Annotated in this window: 18 protein-coding genes; 9 read left to right on the forward strand and 9 right to left on the reverse strand. The window is 61.2% G+C overall.

From position 1 onward, the window contains the following. Window positions 1-114 precede the first annotated feature (114 nt). From P2W41_RS01005 to P2W41_RS01015, 3 genes are all read left to right on the forward strand, one after another. On the forward strand, window positions 115-1,071 hold the full coding sequence (locus P2W41_RS01005; RefSeq protein WP_404934054.1) for a TAXI family TRAP transporter solute-binding subunit: 957 nt from the start codon (window positions 115-117) through the stop codon (window positions 1,069-1,071). 160 nt (window positions 1,072-1,231) lie between these two features. Beyond that, window positions 1,232-3,349 (forward strand): TRAP transporter permease, encoded by a 2,118-nt coding sequence (locus P2W41_RS01010; RefSeq protein ID WP_404934055.1) that lies wholly within the window; start codon window positions 1,232-1,234, stop codon window positions 3,347-3,349. Further along, entirely contained in the window at window positions 3,346-3,705 is a 360-nt protein-coding gene (locus P2W41_RS01015) for a DUF1850 domain-containing protein (protein ID WP_292898354.1), read from the forward strand. The genes P2W41_RS01010 and P2W41_RS01015 overlap by 4 nt, the downstream gene beginning before the upstream one ends. A gap of 6 nt (window positions 3,706-3,711) precedes the next feature. Here P2W41_RS01015 and P2W41_RS01020 read toward each other — a convergent pair whose 3' ends face one another. The 3 genes from P2W41_RS01020 to P2W41_RS01030 all read right to left on the reverse strand — a co-directional run bounded on the left by P2W41_RS01020 (window position 3,712) and on the right by P2W41_RS01030 (window position 5,900). Then, on the reverse strand, window positions 3,712-3,858 hold the full coding sequence (locus P2W41_RS01020) for a hypothetical protein (protein WP_292898353.1): 147 nt from the start codon (window positions 3,856-3,858) through the stop codon (window positions 3,712-3,714). 212 nt (window positions 3,859-4,070) lie between these two features. Then, complete coding sequence (locus P2W41_RS01025; protein ID WP_404934056.1) at window positions 4,071-5,117, reverse strand: M42 family metallopeptidase; 1,047 nt, start codon at window positions 5,115-5,117, stop codon at window positions 4,071-4,073. A 99-nt stretch (window positions 5,118-5,216) separates the two neighbouring features. Beyond that, on the reverse strand, window positions 5,217-5,900 hold the full coding sequence (locus P2W41_RS01030; protein WP_292898351.1) for a helix-turn-helix transcriptional regulator: 684 nt from the start codon (window positions 5,898-5,900) through the stop codon (window positions 5,217-5,219). A 71-nt stretch (window positions 5,901-5,971) separates the two neighbouring features. Between P2W41_RS01030 and P2W41_RS01035 the strand changes: the two genes are divergently transcribed. The 3 genes from P2W41_RS01035 to P2W41_RS01045 all read left to right on the forward strand — a co-directional run bounded on the left by P2W41_RS01035 (window position 5,972) and on the right by P2W41_RS01045 (window position 6,927). After that, complete coding sequence (locus tag P2W41_RS01035; protein WP_404934057.1) at window positions 5,972-6,187, forward strand: DUF1127 domain-containing protein; 216 nt, start codon at window positions 5,972-5,974, stop codon at window positions 6,185-6,187. Between the two features lie 63 nt (window positions 6,188-6,250). After that, window positions 6,251-6,583, forward strand: coding sequence for an NIPSNAP family protein (locus P2W41_RS01040; RefSeq protein ID WP_292898349.1), 333 nt, complete (start codon window positions 6,251-6,253; stop codon window positions 6,581-6,583). Then, window positions 6,580-6,927, forward strand: a complete 348-nt coding sequence (locus P2W41_RS01045; protein WP_404934058.1) for an antibiotic biosynthesis monooxygenase family protein — start codon at window positions 6,580-6,582, stop codon at window positions 6,925-6,927. Before P2W41_RS01040 ends, P2W41_RS01045 begins: the two co-directional genes overlap by 4 nt. 6 nt (window positions 6,928-6,933) lie before the next feature. On the opposite strand, the gene mbfA is transcribed toward P2W41_RS01045, so the two are convergent. The 5 genes from mbfA to P2W41_RS01070 form a co-directional block, all read right to left on the reverse strand. Continuing rightward, entirely contained in the window at window positions 6,934-7,917 is a 984-nt protein-coding gene (gene mbfA / locus P2W41_RS01050; protein WP_292898347.1) for an iron exporter MbfA, read from the reverse strand. Between the two features lie 93 nt (window positions 7,918-8,010). Further along, entirely contained in the window at window positions 8,011-9,144 is a 1,134-nt protein-coding gene (locus tag P2W41_RS01055; protein WP_404934059.1) for an ABC transporter permease, read from the reverse strand. Next, on the reverse strand, window positions 9,141-10,058 hold the full coding sequence (locus tag P2W41_RS01060; RefSeq protein ID WP_292898345.1) for an ABC transporter ATP-binding protein: 918 nt from the start codon (window positions 10,056-10,058) through the stop codon (window positions 9,141-9,143). Before P2W41_RS01060 ends, P2W41_RS01055 begins: the two co-directional genes overlap by 4 nt. Then, window positions 10,055-11,008 (reverse strand): HlyD family secretion protein, encoded by a 954-nt coding sequence (locus tag P2W41_RS01065; protein ID WP_404934060.1) that lies wholly within the window; start codon window positions 11,006-11,008, stop codon window positions 10,055-10,057. Before P2W41_RS01065 ends, P2W41_RS01060 begins: the two co-directional genes overlap by 4 nt. Beyond that, window positions 11,005-11,706 (reverse strand): CerR family C-terminal domain-containing protein, encoded by a 702-nt coding sequence (locus P2W41_RS01070; RefSeq protein WP_404934061.1) that lies wholly within the window; start codon window positions 11,704-11,706, stop codon window positions 11,005-11,007. The genes P2W41_RS01065 and P2W41_RS01070 overlap by 4 nt, the downstream gene beginning before the upstream one ends. 137 nt (window positions 11,707-11,843) lie before the next feature. Between P2W41_RS01070 and P2W41_RS01075 the strand changes: the two genes are divergently transcribed. From P2W41_RS01075 to P2W41_RS01085, 3 genes are all read left to right on the forward strand, one after another. Further along, window positions 11,844-12,659: a YiiX/YebB-like N1pC/P60 family cysteine hydrolase gene (locus tag P2W41_RS01075; RefSeq protein ID WP_404934062.1), complete on the forward strand. Its 816-nt coding sequence runs from the start codon at window positions 11,844-11,846 to the stop codon at window positions 12,657-12,659. Next, window positions 12,659-13,867 carry a cation:proton antiporter gene (locus P2W41_RS01080; RefSeq protein ID WP_292898341.1) on the forward strand — a complete coding sequence of 403 codons (1,209 nt, stop codon included), beginning with the start codon at window positions 12,659-12,661 and terminating at the stop codon, window positions 13,865-13,867. Before P2W41_RS01075 ends, P2W41_RS01080 begins: the two co-directional genes overlap by 1 nt. A 131-nt stretch (window positions 13,868-13,998) precedes the next feature. Continuing rightward, window positions 13,999-14,793 (forward strand): DUF2189 domain-containing protein, encoded by a 795-nt coding sequence (locus P2W41_RS01085; RefSeq protein ID WP_404934063.1) that lies wholly within the window; start codon window positions 13,999-14,001, stop codon window positions 14,791-14,793. 19 nt (window positions 14,794-14,812) lie between these two features. Here P2W41_RS01085 and P2W41_RS01090 read toward each other — a convergent pair whose 3' ends face one another. Then, window positions 14,813-15,310: a MarR family winged helix-turn-helix transcriptional regulator gene (locus tag P2W41_RS01090; protein WP_404934064.1), complete on the reverse strand. Its 498-nt coding sequence runs from the start codon at window positions 15,308-15,310 to the stop codon at window positions 14,813-14,815.

The raw sequence follows: 15,310 nt of genomic DNA on the forward strand, positions 1-15,310 counted from the left end.
CGTTCAACCCTGTTGCCTGTCGCTTTCCGGTTGGCAAAAGGGCGCGGTTGTCTACAGTCAGAGTCAGCGCAGGCGGTGGTGCCTGCGGAGCAGCTATATTGCGGAGGAGACGTAATGTTACATGCAAGCAGGAAGTATCTCGCAGCCGGTGCCGTGGCGTTATCGCTGAGCCTTGCACCTGCCGGCGCCATGGCGCAGGACTTCATCAACGTGCTGACCGGCGGCACTTCGGGCGTCTATTACCCGCTCGGCTCACAGCTTTCCAAAATCTATGGCGAAAAAATCGACGGCGTGCGCACGCAGGTGCAGTCAACCAAGGCTTCGGTCGAGAACCTGAACCTGCTGCAGCAGGGCCGTGGCGAGATCGCATTTGCACTTGGCGATTCCGTCAAATCAGCCTGGGAAGGCGATGCAGAAGCAGGCTTCGACAAGAAACTCGACAAGCTGCGCGCCATCGCCGCAATCTATCCCAACTATATTCAGATCGTTGCGTCGCAGGAATCCGGCATCAAGGAATTCGCCGACCTGAAGGGCAAGGGTCTTTCCGTCGGTGCGCCGAAATCCGGCACCGAGCTCAACGCCCAGCGCATCTTCGGCGCCATGGATATGAGCTATGACGATCTCGGCAAGACGGAGTATCTGCCGTTCGGTGAGTCCGTTGAACTGATCAAGAACCGCCAGCTCGATGCGACGCTCCAGTCGGCCGGTCTTGGCGTTGCGTCCATCAAGGATCTCGCGCTTTCGCTTCCGGTAACGATCGTGTCCGTGCCCAACAGCGTTGCCGAGACGCTCGGTGCCCCATTCATTGCCGCCACCATTCCCGCCGGCACTTATGAGGGGCAGAGCGAGGATGTGCCAACGCTGGCCATCACAAACATTCTCGTTACCCATTCGGATGTTTCCGATGAGGTCGCGTATCAGATGACCAAGCAGCTCTTCGAAAACCTCGACGATATGGTGGCCGCACACGCTGCAGCCAAGGCGATCTCCGCAGAGAATGGTCCCAAGGGCCTGCCGCTGCCCCTGCACCCCGGTGCCGAGCGCTATTACAAAGAAAAAGGCCTGCTCTAATCCAATACGCAAAGGCCCCGTCAATCGACGGGGCCTTCCTGTCACTCTCCTCTTGGGGGCGTGACAGGAAGGCCCGAGATGTCGAGCCCTCCCGCATGCGATGCGCGGGAGCGGACAATCGGCAAGGCCCCGACGCGTAGCATGGGAAGCGGAGCGCCCGATGACGAATACAGAGACTGGCCAGGCCGCGAGCCCGGCCGAGGCTGAATTGCACGACCATACGCACGGAGAATTCGGGGCGGACCGCATCGGCCGGCTGCTGTTCTGGATTGCCGTGGTGTTCTCGCTGTACCAGATCGCCACCGCCGCGCATGTGATCAGCCTGCCAAGCCAGGTGGTCCGTGCTTTCCACGTCGGTTTCCTGACACTGCTGGTTTTCCCGCTGGTGGCGCAGGCGCGTGACAGCACCCCTCCCATCAAGGCGCTGGCATGGGCGCTGGCGCTCGCCGGTGTAGCTGTCGCGCTTTATCAGTATGTTGAATACAAGCCGCTGCTTCTGCGGGCCGGCGATCCCCTGCCGCTCGACATCGTGTTCGGCGTGATCGCACTCATCACCGTCTTTGCGGCCGCGTATGTGCTCATGGGACCGGCGCTGCCAATAATCTCGGGCGCGTTCCTCGCCTATTGCCTGTTCGGCCAATACCTGCCCGCGCCACTCAACCATCGCGGCTATGATTTCAGCCAGGTCATCGACCACATGGCCTATGGTACGGAAGGCATTTACGGCATACCGATCTATGTATCGGCCACCTATATCTTCCTGTTCATCCTGTTCGGCTCCTTCCTGGAGCGTGCCGGCATGATCAGGCTTTTCACGGATGTCTCGCTCGGCCTCGTTGGCCATGCACGCGGTGGCGCGGCCAAGGTGTCAGTCATTTCGTCGGGCCTGATGGGCACGATCTCCGGCTCCGGCGTTGCCAATGTGGTCACCACCGGCCAGTTCACCATCCCGCTCATGAAGCGGTTTGGCTACCGCGCGGCCTTCGCCGGAGGCGTGGAATCCACCGCCTCCATGGGCGGGCAGATCATGCCGCCGGTCATGGGCGCGGTAGCATTCATCATGGCCGAGACGCTGGGTGTGGAGTATTACGAGGTGGTCAAGGCGGCGATCATCCCCGCCGTGCTCTATTTCGCCTCGGCCTTCTGGATGGTGCATCTGGAAGCCGGCAAATACGGTCTGCATGGCCTGCCGCGCTCCGAGCTTCCTTCCGCCCGCAACGCGCTGAGAAAAGGCTGGTACCTCATCCTGCCGCTGGCAGTGCTGGTCTATCTGCTGTTCACGGGATACACGCCGCTCTTCGCTGGCACGATCGGCCTTTCGCTGACAGTGCTTCTTATTCTCGGCGGCTCGGTCGCACTCGGCCTTCCAGGGCAGGTGCTGCGGGTGATCTTCTGGGTTGGCCTTGGTCTCGTTGCAGCAAGCTTCTTTCGCTATGGCATCACGGCCATCCTGATCGCCGCCCTGGCACTCATCATCGCCAACCTGTTTGTCGATGGCGGGCGCAGGACACTCATTGTCTGTCGGGATTCACTCGCTGAGGGTGCCAAGACGGCACTTCCGGTCGGCGTGGCCTGCGCCGTGGTCGGCATCATTATCGGAACCATGACCCTGACCGGCGTTGCGAACACATTCGGCCAGTTCATCGTCTCCGTGGGCGAGACAAGCCTTTTCCTTTCGCTCGTGCTGACCATGATCACCTGCATCGTGCTGGGCATGGGCATCCCGACCATTCCCAACTACATCATCACATCGTCGATCGCCGGCCCGGCGCTTCTGGCGCTTGGTGTGCCGCTGATCGTCAGCCACATGTTCGTCTTTTATTTCGGCATTCTGGCGGACCTGACGCCGCCCGTTGCGCTTGCCTGCTTCGCCGCCGGCCCAATCGCCAGGGAGAACGGCCTCAAGATTTCCATGGAGGCCATCAAGGTGGCTGCCGCCGGTTTCGTCATCCCCTTCATGGCCGTCTACACGCCGGCGTTGATGCTGCAGGATGGCGGGCCGCTGGCGGAGGCCTGGGGCTATTATCCGGCGGTCGCCTATATCGTCTTCAAGGCGTTGCTTGCCATTGCGCTCTGGGGCGCGGCGGTTATCGGGTTTCTGCGCGCGAAACTGGCAATCTGGGAGCGCGTTCTCGCAGCCGCGGCAGCGTTCACGCTCATTGCCGCGCTGCCGATAACCGATGAACTCGGCTTTGGGCTGGCAGCGATCTTCCTTGGTCTGCACTGGTATCGCACCCGTGCAGCGCAGGCACCGGCGGATACGAAGGCCGACACATGAGCATATGTGTTCTGGCAGGAGGAAAGGCGCTCACACTTGGGGCTGCGCTTTTCACCCTGTCATGGACACACTCGGTGGAGAAAATCCGCTGGGAAGAAGACTGGCGGGCGACACGCGCCGGTCTTGAGATTATCGAGGCACGTGTTCAGGGCTCGGGTGCCGGCATGGAGCCACCGCCCGAAGCACGATTTTCAGAAGGCTGGTGGCGCTATCGCCCCTCCCTGCCGCCGCGGGTTCAGCTTGCACTGGCGGCGTCGGGCGCAACAGGCTCCGGCTGGCGGCTATGCGCCGCCGGATCATGCCATGAGATCGGCACTGAAGCAGGCGAGCCTGTCATCGTGAAATATTGTGAATAGGTAGCGTCAGGCCGCAGTCGGTGTACCCGTGGGGGAACCGCCACCACGCTTCTGGCATGCGGGACCGGGGCCACGCATATAGTGACGCTCGGGATGATAGCGAGGGGCGAAGAAGTCGCGAAGAACGGCAGCGAGTCGAATGATAAGAGCCATGGGTCATGTCCAACCGGTGGCGGCTCCTCCAAAACCGCCTGTGTGAAGTATCGGGCCAAAAATACACGCACGAAGTGAACGCTCCGTGAATGCCGATCGGATTTCGCCGGGATTTGTGCCGGTTTGATGGCTGAAATCGGGTCTTGTTGCAGCAAACAGTTTCGGTGTGGCCGCCGCGCCACAGCTCGTCTGGGCGCAGCGGTGCCTGGTGTTCAGTTTTCTCCGAGATAAGCGACGATGATGTCGAGCGCGGCCTGAAGGTCGTTGCGGTCGATCATCTCGGTGACAGTGTGGATGTAGCGCGTACCGACCACGATGCCCACGGCGCGCGCGCCTGCGGCTGCCTGCTGGGCTGCCGCGCCGTCCTGCCCACCGCGGGCAAGGATGGTCCGCTGATAGGGGATCGCCTTTTTCTTCGCCAGTTGCTCGACCTCGCGTACCAGCGCCTGGTCGGCGATAAAGGAGGAATCCTTCACGTGAAGACCGAAGCCTTGTCCCTGCTTCGTAACCGCCTCGTGCTCGCCAATGCCCGGCGTATCACAGGAGAGTGTGGTGTCGATGCCGAGCCCGATGTCGGGCTTCACCGCATAGGCGGCCGTGCGCGCCCCGCGCAGTCCCACCTCTTCCTGTGCGGTGAAGGCCACATGGATCTCGCAGTTATGCTTCGTGCCGGCTTCTTCAAGCGCGCGAATTGCCTCGATGCCGAGCCAGCAGGCGACACGATTGTCGAGCGCCTTGGAGACGAATTTCTCGCCCATCTCAAGGAATGGTTCGTCCATCACCACGAAGTCGCCAACCTGAACGAGATCGCGCGCCTTTTCGCCGAGCCCCATATCGACGATAAAGTCACCGGGCTCAGGCACCTTCTTGCGCTCTTCCGCACTCTGGATGTGAATGGGCTTGCCGGCGGGGTTCATCACACCCTTGTAGTCGCCACTCTCGGTACAGACGAGCACGCGGCGGGAAAACAGGTTGCGCGGATCAAAGCCACCCACCGGGTCGAGATGCAGGAAGCCCTTTTCGGTCACATGGGTGACGAGAAAGGCAATCTCGTCCATGTGGCAAAGAAGCATGATTTTGAGCGGGTCGCCCTTCACCTTCTTGCGTGGCCTGCGCACACACAGGAGCGAGCCCATCGGGTCGGTCCGCACTTCATCGAACAGTCCATCGATCTCTTTTTCGATCAGGGCGCGGACGCGCGTTTCGTGGCCCGGTGCACCCGGTGTCTCACAAAGCCTGCGCAGCAATTCGGTGTTCATCAGTGTCCCCGGCAGAGTGTTGTTGGAATCATCGGTGAAGCGCGACCATGGCGCAAAGAGACGCGGAAGGAAACGGCCACGTTTCCGTTTCGCGCTGGCTCAAGCCTCGCGCAGCAATTTCTCGAAGGCGGTGCGTCCGGGTGGGGTAAAGCGGATGACGCGGCTGTCTTTCTCCCGCCGCACCCAGCGCAAAGCGATAAACCGATCGAGAAGCCCGGCCCCCAGGCTTCCAGCCAGATGAGAGCGCCGCACGCTCCAGTCAAGGCATGAGCGGCATACCGGGCGGCGCTTCTCCAACATAGCCTCGATGTCGAGACCGAAACCGGAGAAATAGATGGCGCCCCTGGTCGTGAGGTTAACCTCGTCACCCTCAATCGCGATCAAATCACGCGCGGCAAACGCATCGAACATGGCGACGCCTGCCTCGCCCGCTAGATGGTCATAGCATATCCGGGCTTCGCGCATGGCCGTGTCGCGTGGACCAGGTAAAACCTTTCGCGGTCCAAGCTCCGCGGCCACGCCCATTATCGATTCCAGCATACCGGCGACCTGATGGCCTGCCAGCGCGTAGTAGCGGTGACGGCCCTGCCGCGTCATCCGCAGCAAGCCGCCATCTGACAGCCTGGCAAGATGCGCACTGGCTGTCGGCAAAGTGACACCGGCTTCCATGGCGAGTTCACTGGCCGTGAGCGCTGTGCCACCCATCAGCGCCGCCAGCATGTTGGCGCGCGCAGGATCGCCTACAAGGCTTGCAATCTGGGCGAGATCCGTTCCTGCTTTCATAGTTCGATGCTAACCAAAGTATGAATGTTCGACAAGCGCTATTCTCGGACCGACGAACAGGGAGAGAAGCGATGCGGGCATATGAGAGATCGATCATTCCCCCCGTGGGACAGGCCAAAATCCGCCGAACGTGGATCCTGTCGTGGTTCTACCGGCTCGCGCTTGCTTCGGAGCGATACCGCCAGCGGCGAGACCTCGCCGATCTCACCGACGAGCAGCTCCGCGATGTCGGCCTCACCCGCCGTGATGTGGAACGCGAATGCGCTAAGCCCTTCTGGGACGTCTGACACAGAAAACCTGAAAATGCTTCCACGCTCATCGAAGCATGCCGGCAGAAAGGAGCCATACCCGTGACCATCACGTGTTTCATCCGCTACGAGATCGACCCGTTCAAGCGGGACGCTTTTGAGGAATATTCCCGCAACTGGGGGCAGGCGATCCCGCGCGCCGGTGTCGATCTCATCGGCTATTTCGCGCCATATGAGGGCTCGGCGACGACCGCCTATGGCGTCTATAATGTCGACAGTCTCGCTGCCTATGAGGCTTATCGGACACGGCTTGCGGCGAGCTCCGAAGGTCGCGCAAATTACGAGTTCGCAAGGCGCGAGCGCTTTATTCTCAAGGAGGATCGCATGTTCCTGAAACGCGCTTCCACGCCCCATGCCGAATGGGTGCGGCCATGATCGCGGTCATCTTCGAGGTTGAGCCGGCTGATGGCAGGCGCGATGCCTATCTCGGCATCGCCGCCGATCTGCGTCCGCTGCTCGACGGGATCGACGGCTTCATTTCTATCGAACGCTTCCAGAGCCTCAGCGATGAAAACCGCATTCTTTCACTGTCGTTCTGGCGTGACGAGGAAGCGGTCAGGGCCTGGCGCAACACGGAGGAGCACAGGCAGGCCCAGCGCGCGGGTCGCGGCGGGATATTTGCCGGCTACCGTCTGCGCATCGCCCATGTCCTGCGCGACTATGGCATGGCCGAGCGCGCGGAAGCGCCGGAAGAGAGCCGCGCGCTGCATGACGCATGAGCGGCGTCAGGCATTGCCGATGAGCATGCCCGTGGCGAAGACAAGCGCACCGCCAAGCACCACCTGAAAGGTGGCGCGGCTCCACGGGGTCTCCATGTAGCGGTTCTGGATCCAGGCGATCGCCCACAGCTCGATGAAAACGATGATGAAAGCGATGATCGTCGCGGTCCAGAAATGCGGGATCAGATAGGGAAGCGCATGGCCGAGACCACCCACGGTCGTCATGATACCCGTGGCAAGGCCGCGCTTTATCGGTGAGCCACGCCCCGAGATCACGCCGTCGTCGGAGGCCACTTCCGTGAAGCCCATGGAGATGCCCGCGCCGATGGATGCTGCAAGGCCAACGAGGAAAGTCTGCCACGTGTCGCCCGTTGCGAAAGCGGCAGCGAAGATAGGTGCCAGCGTGGAGACTGAACCGTCCATCAGGCCGGCAAGGCCAGGCTGCACATAGGTCAGGATGAACTGTTTGCGCTCGGTCTGCTCTTCCTCGGCGCGCTCGTCTTCGCCAAGATGTTTTTCGGAGAGCCGGTGCGCCAGAGATTCATGTGTCTTTTCGGCGATCGCCAGATCGCCAAGCAGTTTGCGAATGCCGGCATCCTCGGTTCGCCTGGCCGCTTCAACGTAGAAGCGATGCGCCTGCTCCTCCATCCGCTCGGCCTGCGCGCGCACCCTGTCGAGCCCGAGCGGCCGCACCAGCCAGTCGGGTTTGCGCTCATAATAGCCGCGCACATGCTCGCGGCGGATCAAGGGGATGCGCTCGCCGAAACGCGCGCGATGCGCCTCGATCAGCGCCGCACGGTGTCCGTCCTCTTCCTCCGCCATGTCATCGAAAACGGCTGCTGAATGCGGATATTCATCGCGCAGCCCGTCCGCGTAGGCGCGATAGATGCGGGCGTCGTCCTCTTCCGACGAAATTGCAAGGGCGAGAACTTCCTGCTCGCTGAGTGAGGAGAACGCGCGGCGCTGGGAACCGAAGAATCGTGAAAACATGAAAAGAGCAGTCCACTGTTTAGAATGATTCTAAGATAGAAGGCGGCGCAGAGACCGTCAATAGATTAGAATGCTTCTAAAAAATACCCCATCTCAATCCAGTGTCCGGCGAAATCGCATCAACGCCAGGCCGGCATAGACAAGGATAAAGAGAGCGAGGATTCCCGTCTCGAATGCCACTGCCGGCAGATCCGCTCCCTTGAGCATGATGGCGCGGATGACGCGCAGGAAATGCGTGAGCGGAAAGGTTTCTCCGAGCCACTGTGCCCAAAGGGGCATGCCGCGAAATGGAAACATGAAGCCGGAAAGAAGAAGTGATGGCAGGAAAAAGAAGAAGGTGAGCTGCATGGCCTGCATCTGCGTGCGGGCGATGGTCGAGATCGTGTAGCCCAGCAGAACCAGCGCCAGAACGAAGACAAGGACCGCCGTCAGAAGAAGCCACAGGCTGCCGATGAAGGGAACGCCGAAAAGCAGTTTCGCGGCACCAAGGATCACCGCCACCTGCACCGCTCCCACCACCAGATATGGCAGAACCTTTCCGAGCATGATCTCCAGCGGGCTTGCCGGCATGGCGAGCAGGTTCTCCATCGTGCCGCGCTCGCGTTCACGGGTGAGCGCGATGGATGTCATCATCACCATGGTCATCTGCAGGATCACGCCCAGCAGCCCCGGCACGATGTTGTATTGCGAAATGCCTTCGGGATTGTAGCGGCGGTGAACGATCACCTCCAGCCGATCAGCCGGCGTCGCTTCCGAAGCCGGCACGCCGCGTTCGCGCAAAAGCGCTTCCGAGACCACCGTTCCGAGCGTGGAAATCGCCCCGGAGGCCACCGACGGGTCGGTCGCATCCGCCTCGATCAGGATCTGTGGCCGCTGCCCCCTGTCGACACGGCGGGCGAAATCTGACGGGATGGTGACCACAAAAACCACCGCTCCGCTCGCAATGAGCTGCTCAGCCTCTGCTGCGCTCTCCACCACATGATCGAAGCGGTAATAGTCGGTGTTTTCGAGCGCCGAGACCATGGCCCGGCTGTAATGGTCCTGGCTGAGCGACACGAGTGCCGCCGGCAAAGCCTTTGGGTCGGAATTGATCGCATAGCCGAAAAGGACGAGCTGCATCAGCGGAACGCCCAGCATCATGCCGAAGGTGATGCGGTCGCGCCGCATCTGGATGAATTCCTTGATCAGCATAGCTATGAGCCGGCTAATTGAAAAGAAGCCGCTCATTGCATGTTGTCCGTCGAATTGGCCATGAACTGGATGAACACATCCTCAAGGCTCGTTTCGCCACGTGACACGCTCACGCCCTCGCGCCCGTCGAGATCCTGTAGCGCCGCCTTCAGCGCGTCTTCATCCGACCCCACCACATGAAGGCTTGCGCCGAAGGGCGCGACCTGCTCCACGCCGGGCCGCTCCCGCAGTTCGTCAGCCAGCTTTTCAAGCTTCGGCCCGTCAACGAGATAGGTGACAAGCCCGGCATCGCGCACCACGTCTGTCACGGACCCCGTGGCCAGCATGGTTCCGTAGGAGATATAGGAAATGCGGTGGCAGCGCTCGGCCTCATCCATGTAGTGGGTGGAGACCAGAACCGTCAGCCCGTCTGCGGCAAGACGATGAATTTCGTCCCAGAAATCGCGCCGCGCCTTCGGGTCGACACCCGCCGTCGGCTCATCGAGCAGGAGAAGTTTCGGCTGATGCATGATGCAGGCCGCCAGCGCCAGCCGCTGCTTCCAGCCGCCAGAAAGTGTTCCGGCAAGCTGGTTGCGCCGTGAGGAAAGTCCGAGATCCTCAAGTGTCCGGTCTACATGCGCGCCCACCGGTCTGAGATCGTAGAGCCTTGCGACAAAGGCCAGATTCTCGGCGATGGTCAGGTCTTCATAGAAGGAGAAACGCTGAGTCATGTAGCCGACTTCACGCTTGATCTTCAGGCCTTCGGTTCGCAGGTTGAAGCCCAGAACCGTGCCATCGCCCTCGTCCGGTGTCAGAAGCCCGCACATGATGCGGATGGTCGTTGTCTTGCCAGATCCGTTCGGGCCGAGAAAGCCGACTATCTCGCCCTTCGCCACCTGCATCGTCACATTGTTGACGACGGTCTTGTCGCCGAAGCGTTTCACCAGGCCGTGGACATCGATCGCGTTCATGGCGCGTCGGCTTTCAGACGTACATCCACGATCTGTCCCGGCTGCAGACTGCGCGCCTCACCCTCCGGCCGCGCCTCGACGAGATAAACCAGCTTCTGGCGCGTCTCAAGCGAGTAGATCACCGGCGGTGTGAACTCCGGGTCCGGGGAAATATAGGAGATGCGTGCCGTCAGCCCCGGCGCGCAACCATCGCAGTTCACGACCAGCAGCGCATCGGGTTCAAGACTGGAGAAAGCTGCTTCCGGCACATAGACCTTCAGCTTTACCCCGCCATCCGGCAGAAGCGAGACCACCGGCGCAGAGGGTCCTGCCACATCGCCCGCATTGCGGATCACATCATCGATGCGACCGGCGGAAGGCGCGGTGATGGCGCGTTCGGAAAGCCGCCAGCGCGCCTGCTCCAGCGCTGCCTGCATCTGGTCGCGACGCCTGGCTGCGGCCCTGATCGCCTCGGCGCGGGCCGGCAGTCTGGCGACCGCCAGATTGGCTTCGGCCTGGCCGACGCGCGTGTCCGCCAGTTCCTTTGCCGTGCGTGCCTTGTCGAGCTCGGCCTGCGTGGCGATGCCGCGGCGAGAGAGATCTTCGGTTCGCGAGAGCACGCGTCCCGCCTCCGCCGCCTCAGCCTTCACGGAGGCCAGCGCTGCCTCCAGCACGGCGATCTCTTCTGGCCGCTTCGGCTCCTTGAGGTCGGCAAGCTGGGCTTCCGCTTCCGCCAGTCCCGCCTCAGCCTGCCGAACGGCGATGCGTGCATCCGTGTCATCCATAACGGCAACTGTCGCACCGGCTTCCACGATCGCGCCGCGCCGCACCGGAACGGCGCTCAGCTGCCCCACTTCCGTTGGTGCGAGCAGCACATAATCGCCTTCCACATAGCCGACTGCCAGGGGCTCGGCTGCACCGCAACCGGTGATCAGACCAGCCAGAACCGGTATGGCACAAAGCATGCTCATGGTGTTTCCTTCTCGCGCATCCGCGCGGCAAGTATGGCGTCGAGATTTCCGCTGGCTATGGCCGTAATGGCGGCTGCTTCCCGCGCACCGATCCGGCTCCAGCCCATGCGTCGCTGCACCGCCTCGCTGGCAATGCGGAAGTAAACAAGCTGGCCGATCAGCGTGAAGACGGTCAGCCTTGTCTCGTCGCTCTCCGCAGGCTCGCCAGTCGCCGCCTCCCAGACCACGCAGAGACGTTTGTGAACCGGGGCGAACATGCCTTCATAGATGCGATCGAGTGCGACCGTGGGATGGGAGAGTTCCCGCAGAACGAATTTGACGATCAGCCCGGCTTCGGGCCGCGCGGCTATAAACCCGGTCATCGTTTCGAGCACCTGCATCAGCACCGCGCGTGCCTCAGCAGGCGTCAGGGTAGCCCCATGGTCCGGCTCGAGGTTGAGGGCACTGCCGGCAATCCTGCCGATCAACTCGACGATGTGGTCGGCACACGCCGCGCGCAGGCCCTCCTTGCCGCCGAAATGATAGGAGATGGAGCCAATATTCGCATCGGCCGCCCGCGCAATCTCGCGCGTTGTCGTACCGTCAAACCCTTTCTCACCGAAGAGCTTCAAACCCGCTCGAATGAGCGAGAGCCGCGTGTGCTCCGCCGATGAAAGCCGCGCTTCGGCATTTTGCGTATTGCCATTATTCTGCATCATGCCTCTGATTTAATCAAACGATTGAATTAAGTCAAGCTGATCTCCGAGAGAGCTCGGTCACATCAGCCCGTTTGCCCAACGGAATAAAACCTCTAAGTTCCACCTGCCATTGATCGAAGAATCGCGGACGGGAGCGAATGAGCGAACAACCCAGCACCCTGCTCGACCGGTTCGGCCGTTTCCTGGCGCGGCGGCTGCAAAGCGAATCCTCGGGGTATCAACCCTACACGCCGTCGGACCCGGAAACCCTGCATCGCACCCTGCAGCCCGGCGATATTCTGCTGATCGAGGGCAATCAGCGCATTTCAGCAGCGATCAAATATCTTACCCAGTCCACCTGGAGCCACGCAGCGCTCTATGTAGGCGATGCCCTGCCGGAGCCCGAGGACGGCTCCGAACGCCCTCGTCTCGTAGAAGTCATCCTGGGCGATGGCTGCATTGCCGTGCCCCTGTCCAAGTACAGAACGTACAACACACGCATCTGTCGCGCGAACGGTCTTACACCGGATGATCGGGATTCGATCGTCGCATTCATGATCGAGAAGCTCGGCCTGCGTTACGACATGCGCAACATATTCGATCTGATGCGCTACTTCCTGCCGACGCCTCCCGTGCCGGTTCGCTGGCGCCGCCGAATGATCGCCATCGGCTCCGGCGATCCGACGCGCGCCATCTGTTCATCGCTCATTGCCCAGGCATTTCAAAACGTGGGTTATCCGATCCTGCCCGAAACTACCAAAGCCAAAGGGCATGCTTCCGCCGAATCCGCCTACTCGCGGCAGGAGATTCTCCACATCCGTCATCACAGCCTTTTCACGCCGCGTGATTTTGACCTTTCTCCCTATTTTGCCATCGTCAAGCCGACCCTCGCCTTCGGCTTCGACTACAAGACACTGAAATGGGGCACGCCGAAAAGTGCTGGCGCCACCACGGAAGACAGGGGAACGCACTGATGGACACTCATGTGGCGCTTGTTCTGCTTTTTGTCGCATTCACCGGCTACTCGCTCATCTCGCGAAAGCTTGAAGCCTCCGTTCTGTCAGGCCCAATGCTCTTTACCGCGCTGGGTTATGGCTTCTACATGGCCGACGCCACACTCGCTTCGCCGCTGGATAGTTCAGTTGTAGAGTTCCTCGCGACGGCAACGCTTGCGATTATCCTTTTCCGCGATGCCGCGAACATTCGTATCTCGAGCGTCATGGCCAAGCGCGCAACGGCCCTCCTTTCCGCACGCCTTCTCTTCATCGGCATTCCGCTCACGATCCTTGCCGGGACCGCTGCGGGAATGGTTCTTTTTCCGGCACTCGGCGTTTTCGGTGCGCTCGTGCTCGCCATTGTTCTGACACCGACAGACGCGGCGCTGGCGCAGCCGGTCTTCGGAAATGACGGTCTCCCCGAGGTCGAGCGCGAGGCTCTGGATGTCGAAAGCGGGCTGAACGATGGCCTGTGCCTGCCTCTCCTGCTGATCGCCCTGGCGCTCGCAGCCGATACCGGCAGCGGCGAAGGCATGGCCGGTCACGCCACGTTTTTCCTAAAGCAGGTGGTTCTCGGTCCGCTCGCCGGTCTCGCTGTCGGCTACGCCGGTGCAGCGGCAGCTGCCCATGCATTTACGCATTCACTTTCAAATCCCGCCGGGCGTACGCCCATCATGGTCGGTCTTGCGGGGCTCGCCTATCTCGGTGCGGAACTGACCGGCGGCAACGGGTTTCTTGCGGCTTTCGCGGCCGGGCTGGCGTTTGGATGGCGGCTGCCCACCGAAACCGTCGAAAAAGCCAGCAATTTCGCCATGACGGAAGGCTCGATCCTCACCAATCTCACCTTTCTCCTTTTTGGCATGGCAATGCTCCCGCAGGCGCTGCAAGCACCCGCTTTGCCGGCACTGCTTTATGCAGCACTCAGTCTCACCGTCATTCGCATTGTTCCCGTTTTCGTCGCCATGCTGGGTACGGGAACCGACACCAGAGCCAAGCTGTTCGTTGGCTGGTTCGGTCCGCGCGGGCTCGCCTCGGTCCTCTATCTCATTCTTGTGGTGGACCAGTCCGGCTTCGATGTGGCGCAGGCGATTACCAACATAGCCGTCTTCGCGATTCTTCTTTCAGTGCTCCTTCACGGGGCGACGGCGCCCTTCGCGCAGAAGACATTCTTCCCCGTGCGGTCCTGACGCCGGTCACCAACCGCTCCGGAAGATGTTACCGGCAACAACCTCGCCGCGAGCCGGCGGAGGGCCTATAATCCGGCTACACTTTGCCGTCGGGGTGCGGCCTGCGTCCCGGCAGATCCGGGAGGTCTGAAATGACGGATTTTCATGTCATGGCAGGAACCGAGAAGACCCTGTCTTTGCCGGCTGTTCGCAAGATCAACACGTCGGATGTGATCGATGCGCTTGGACGTGGGCTGGATGATTTCTGGCAGAAACCCTCACATTACGCGTTCCTTTGTGTCATCTACCCGCTGGTCGGAGTGGTTCTGATATACTGGGCTTCGGGCGCGAATGCGCTGCCGCTTCTTTTTCCGCTTGCTTCCGGCTTTGCTCTTATCGGCCCCTTTGCCGCCATCGGTCTTTATGAGATCAGCCGCAGACGCGAGGCCGGGCTCAACACGTCCTGGCGGTACGCTCTGGCGGTGCGTAGATCGCCGGCGATCCCTTCCATCATGGCTGTGGGCGCAATGCTCTTTGCCGTCTTCGTGACCTGGCTTCTGGTGGCGCAGGGACTTTATGTGCGCCTTCTCGGTCCCGAACCGCCCGCATCGTTCTCACAGTTCCTTGAATTGCTGTTTACAACCGATGCCGGCCTGATGCTCCTGACACTCGGCAATGCGATCGGCTTCATTTTTGCGCTCTTTGTGCTGATCACCACAGTCATAGCCTTTCCCATCCTGCTCGACCGGGATTGCGGGGCGGTGGCTGCAATTGTCACCTCCGTACGGGCGGCCAGCGCCAACCCCGTACCCATCGCTCTCTGGGGTGTGCTGGTGGCGGGCGCGCTCATTGTCGGGTCTCTGCCGCTCTTTGCCGGTCTTGCCGTGGTGATGCCAATTCTCGGTCACGCCACATGGCACCTCTACCGCAAACTGGTGGCCGATTGATCGGCCGTCCTGTTGCCGTCTAAGCGGAAGCCCCGTTGCGTGGCGCCGGTGAGGCACAGGGAGCGATCACCGCCGGCTCTTCTGCCGCAGCTCCATAGAGATTGTGCGCGACCTTGCCCAGCGCGTCGATCAGGATGCGCCGTTCATCATCGGCGAGGCCGGAAAGCGCCTCATCATGCACAGTCTCGGTGATCGCCCGAATACCGGAGCACGCTTCACGAGCCTTGCGCGTGGCGTAGATCATGCGGACGCGGCGGTCTGTAGGAGCTAGACGGCGCTCCACCCAGCCGCTTTCCGCCAAACGGTCGACCATACGCGAAACGCTGATTGGCTCTACTTCCAGAAGCTCGGCCAGCCGCACCTGCGGCATACCATCTGCCTTCAAAAGGCCAAAGAGCAACCGCCACTGAGCGGATGAAAGGCCGAACTCATTGTCTATTTCCTGAAAACGCTTGCGCATCAGGCGCGCGACGTCATGGATCAGGAAACCCAGCTTGGTTTCATCGGGATCGTTCAT

Source organism: Nitratireductor sp. L15S-10 (genome assembly GCF_045011005.1).
In the GTDB taxonomy this organism is placed as follows: Bacteria; Pseudomonadota; Alphaproteobacteria; order Rhizobiales; family Rhizobiaceae; genus Nitratireductor.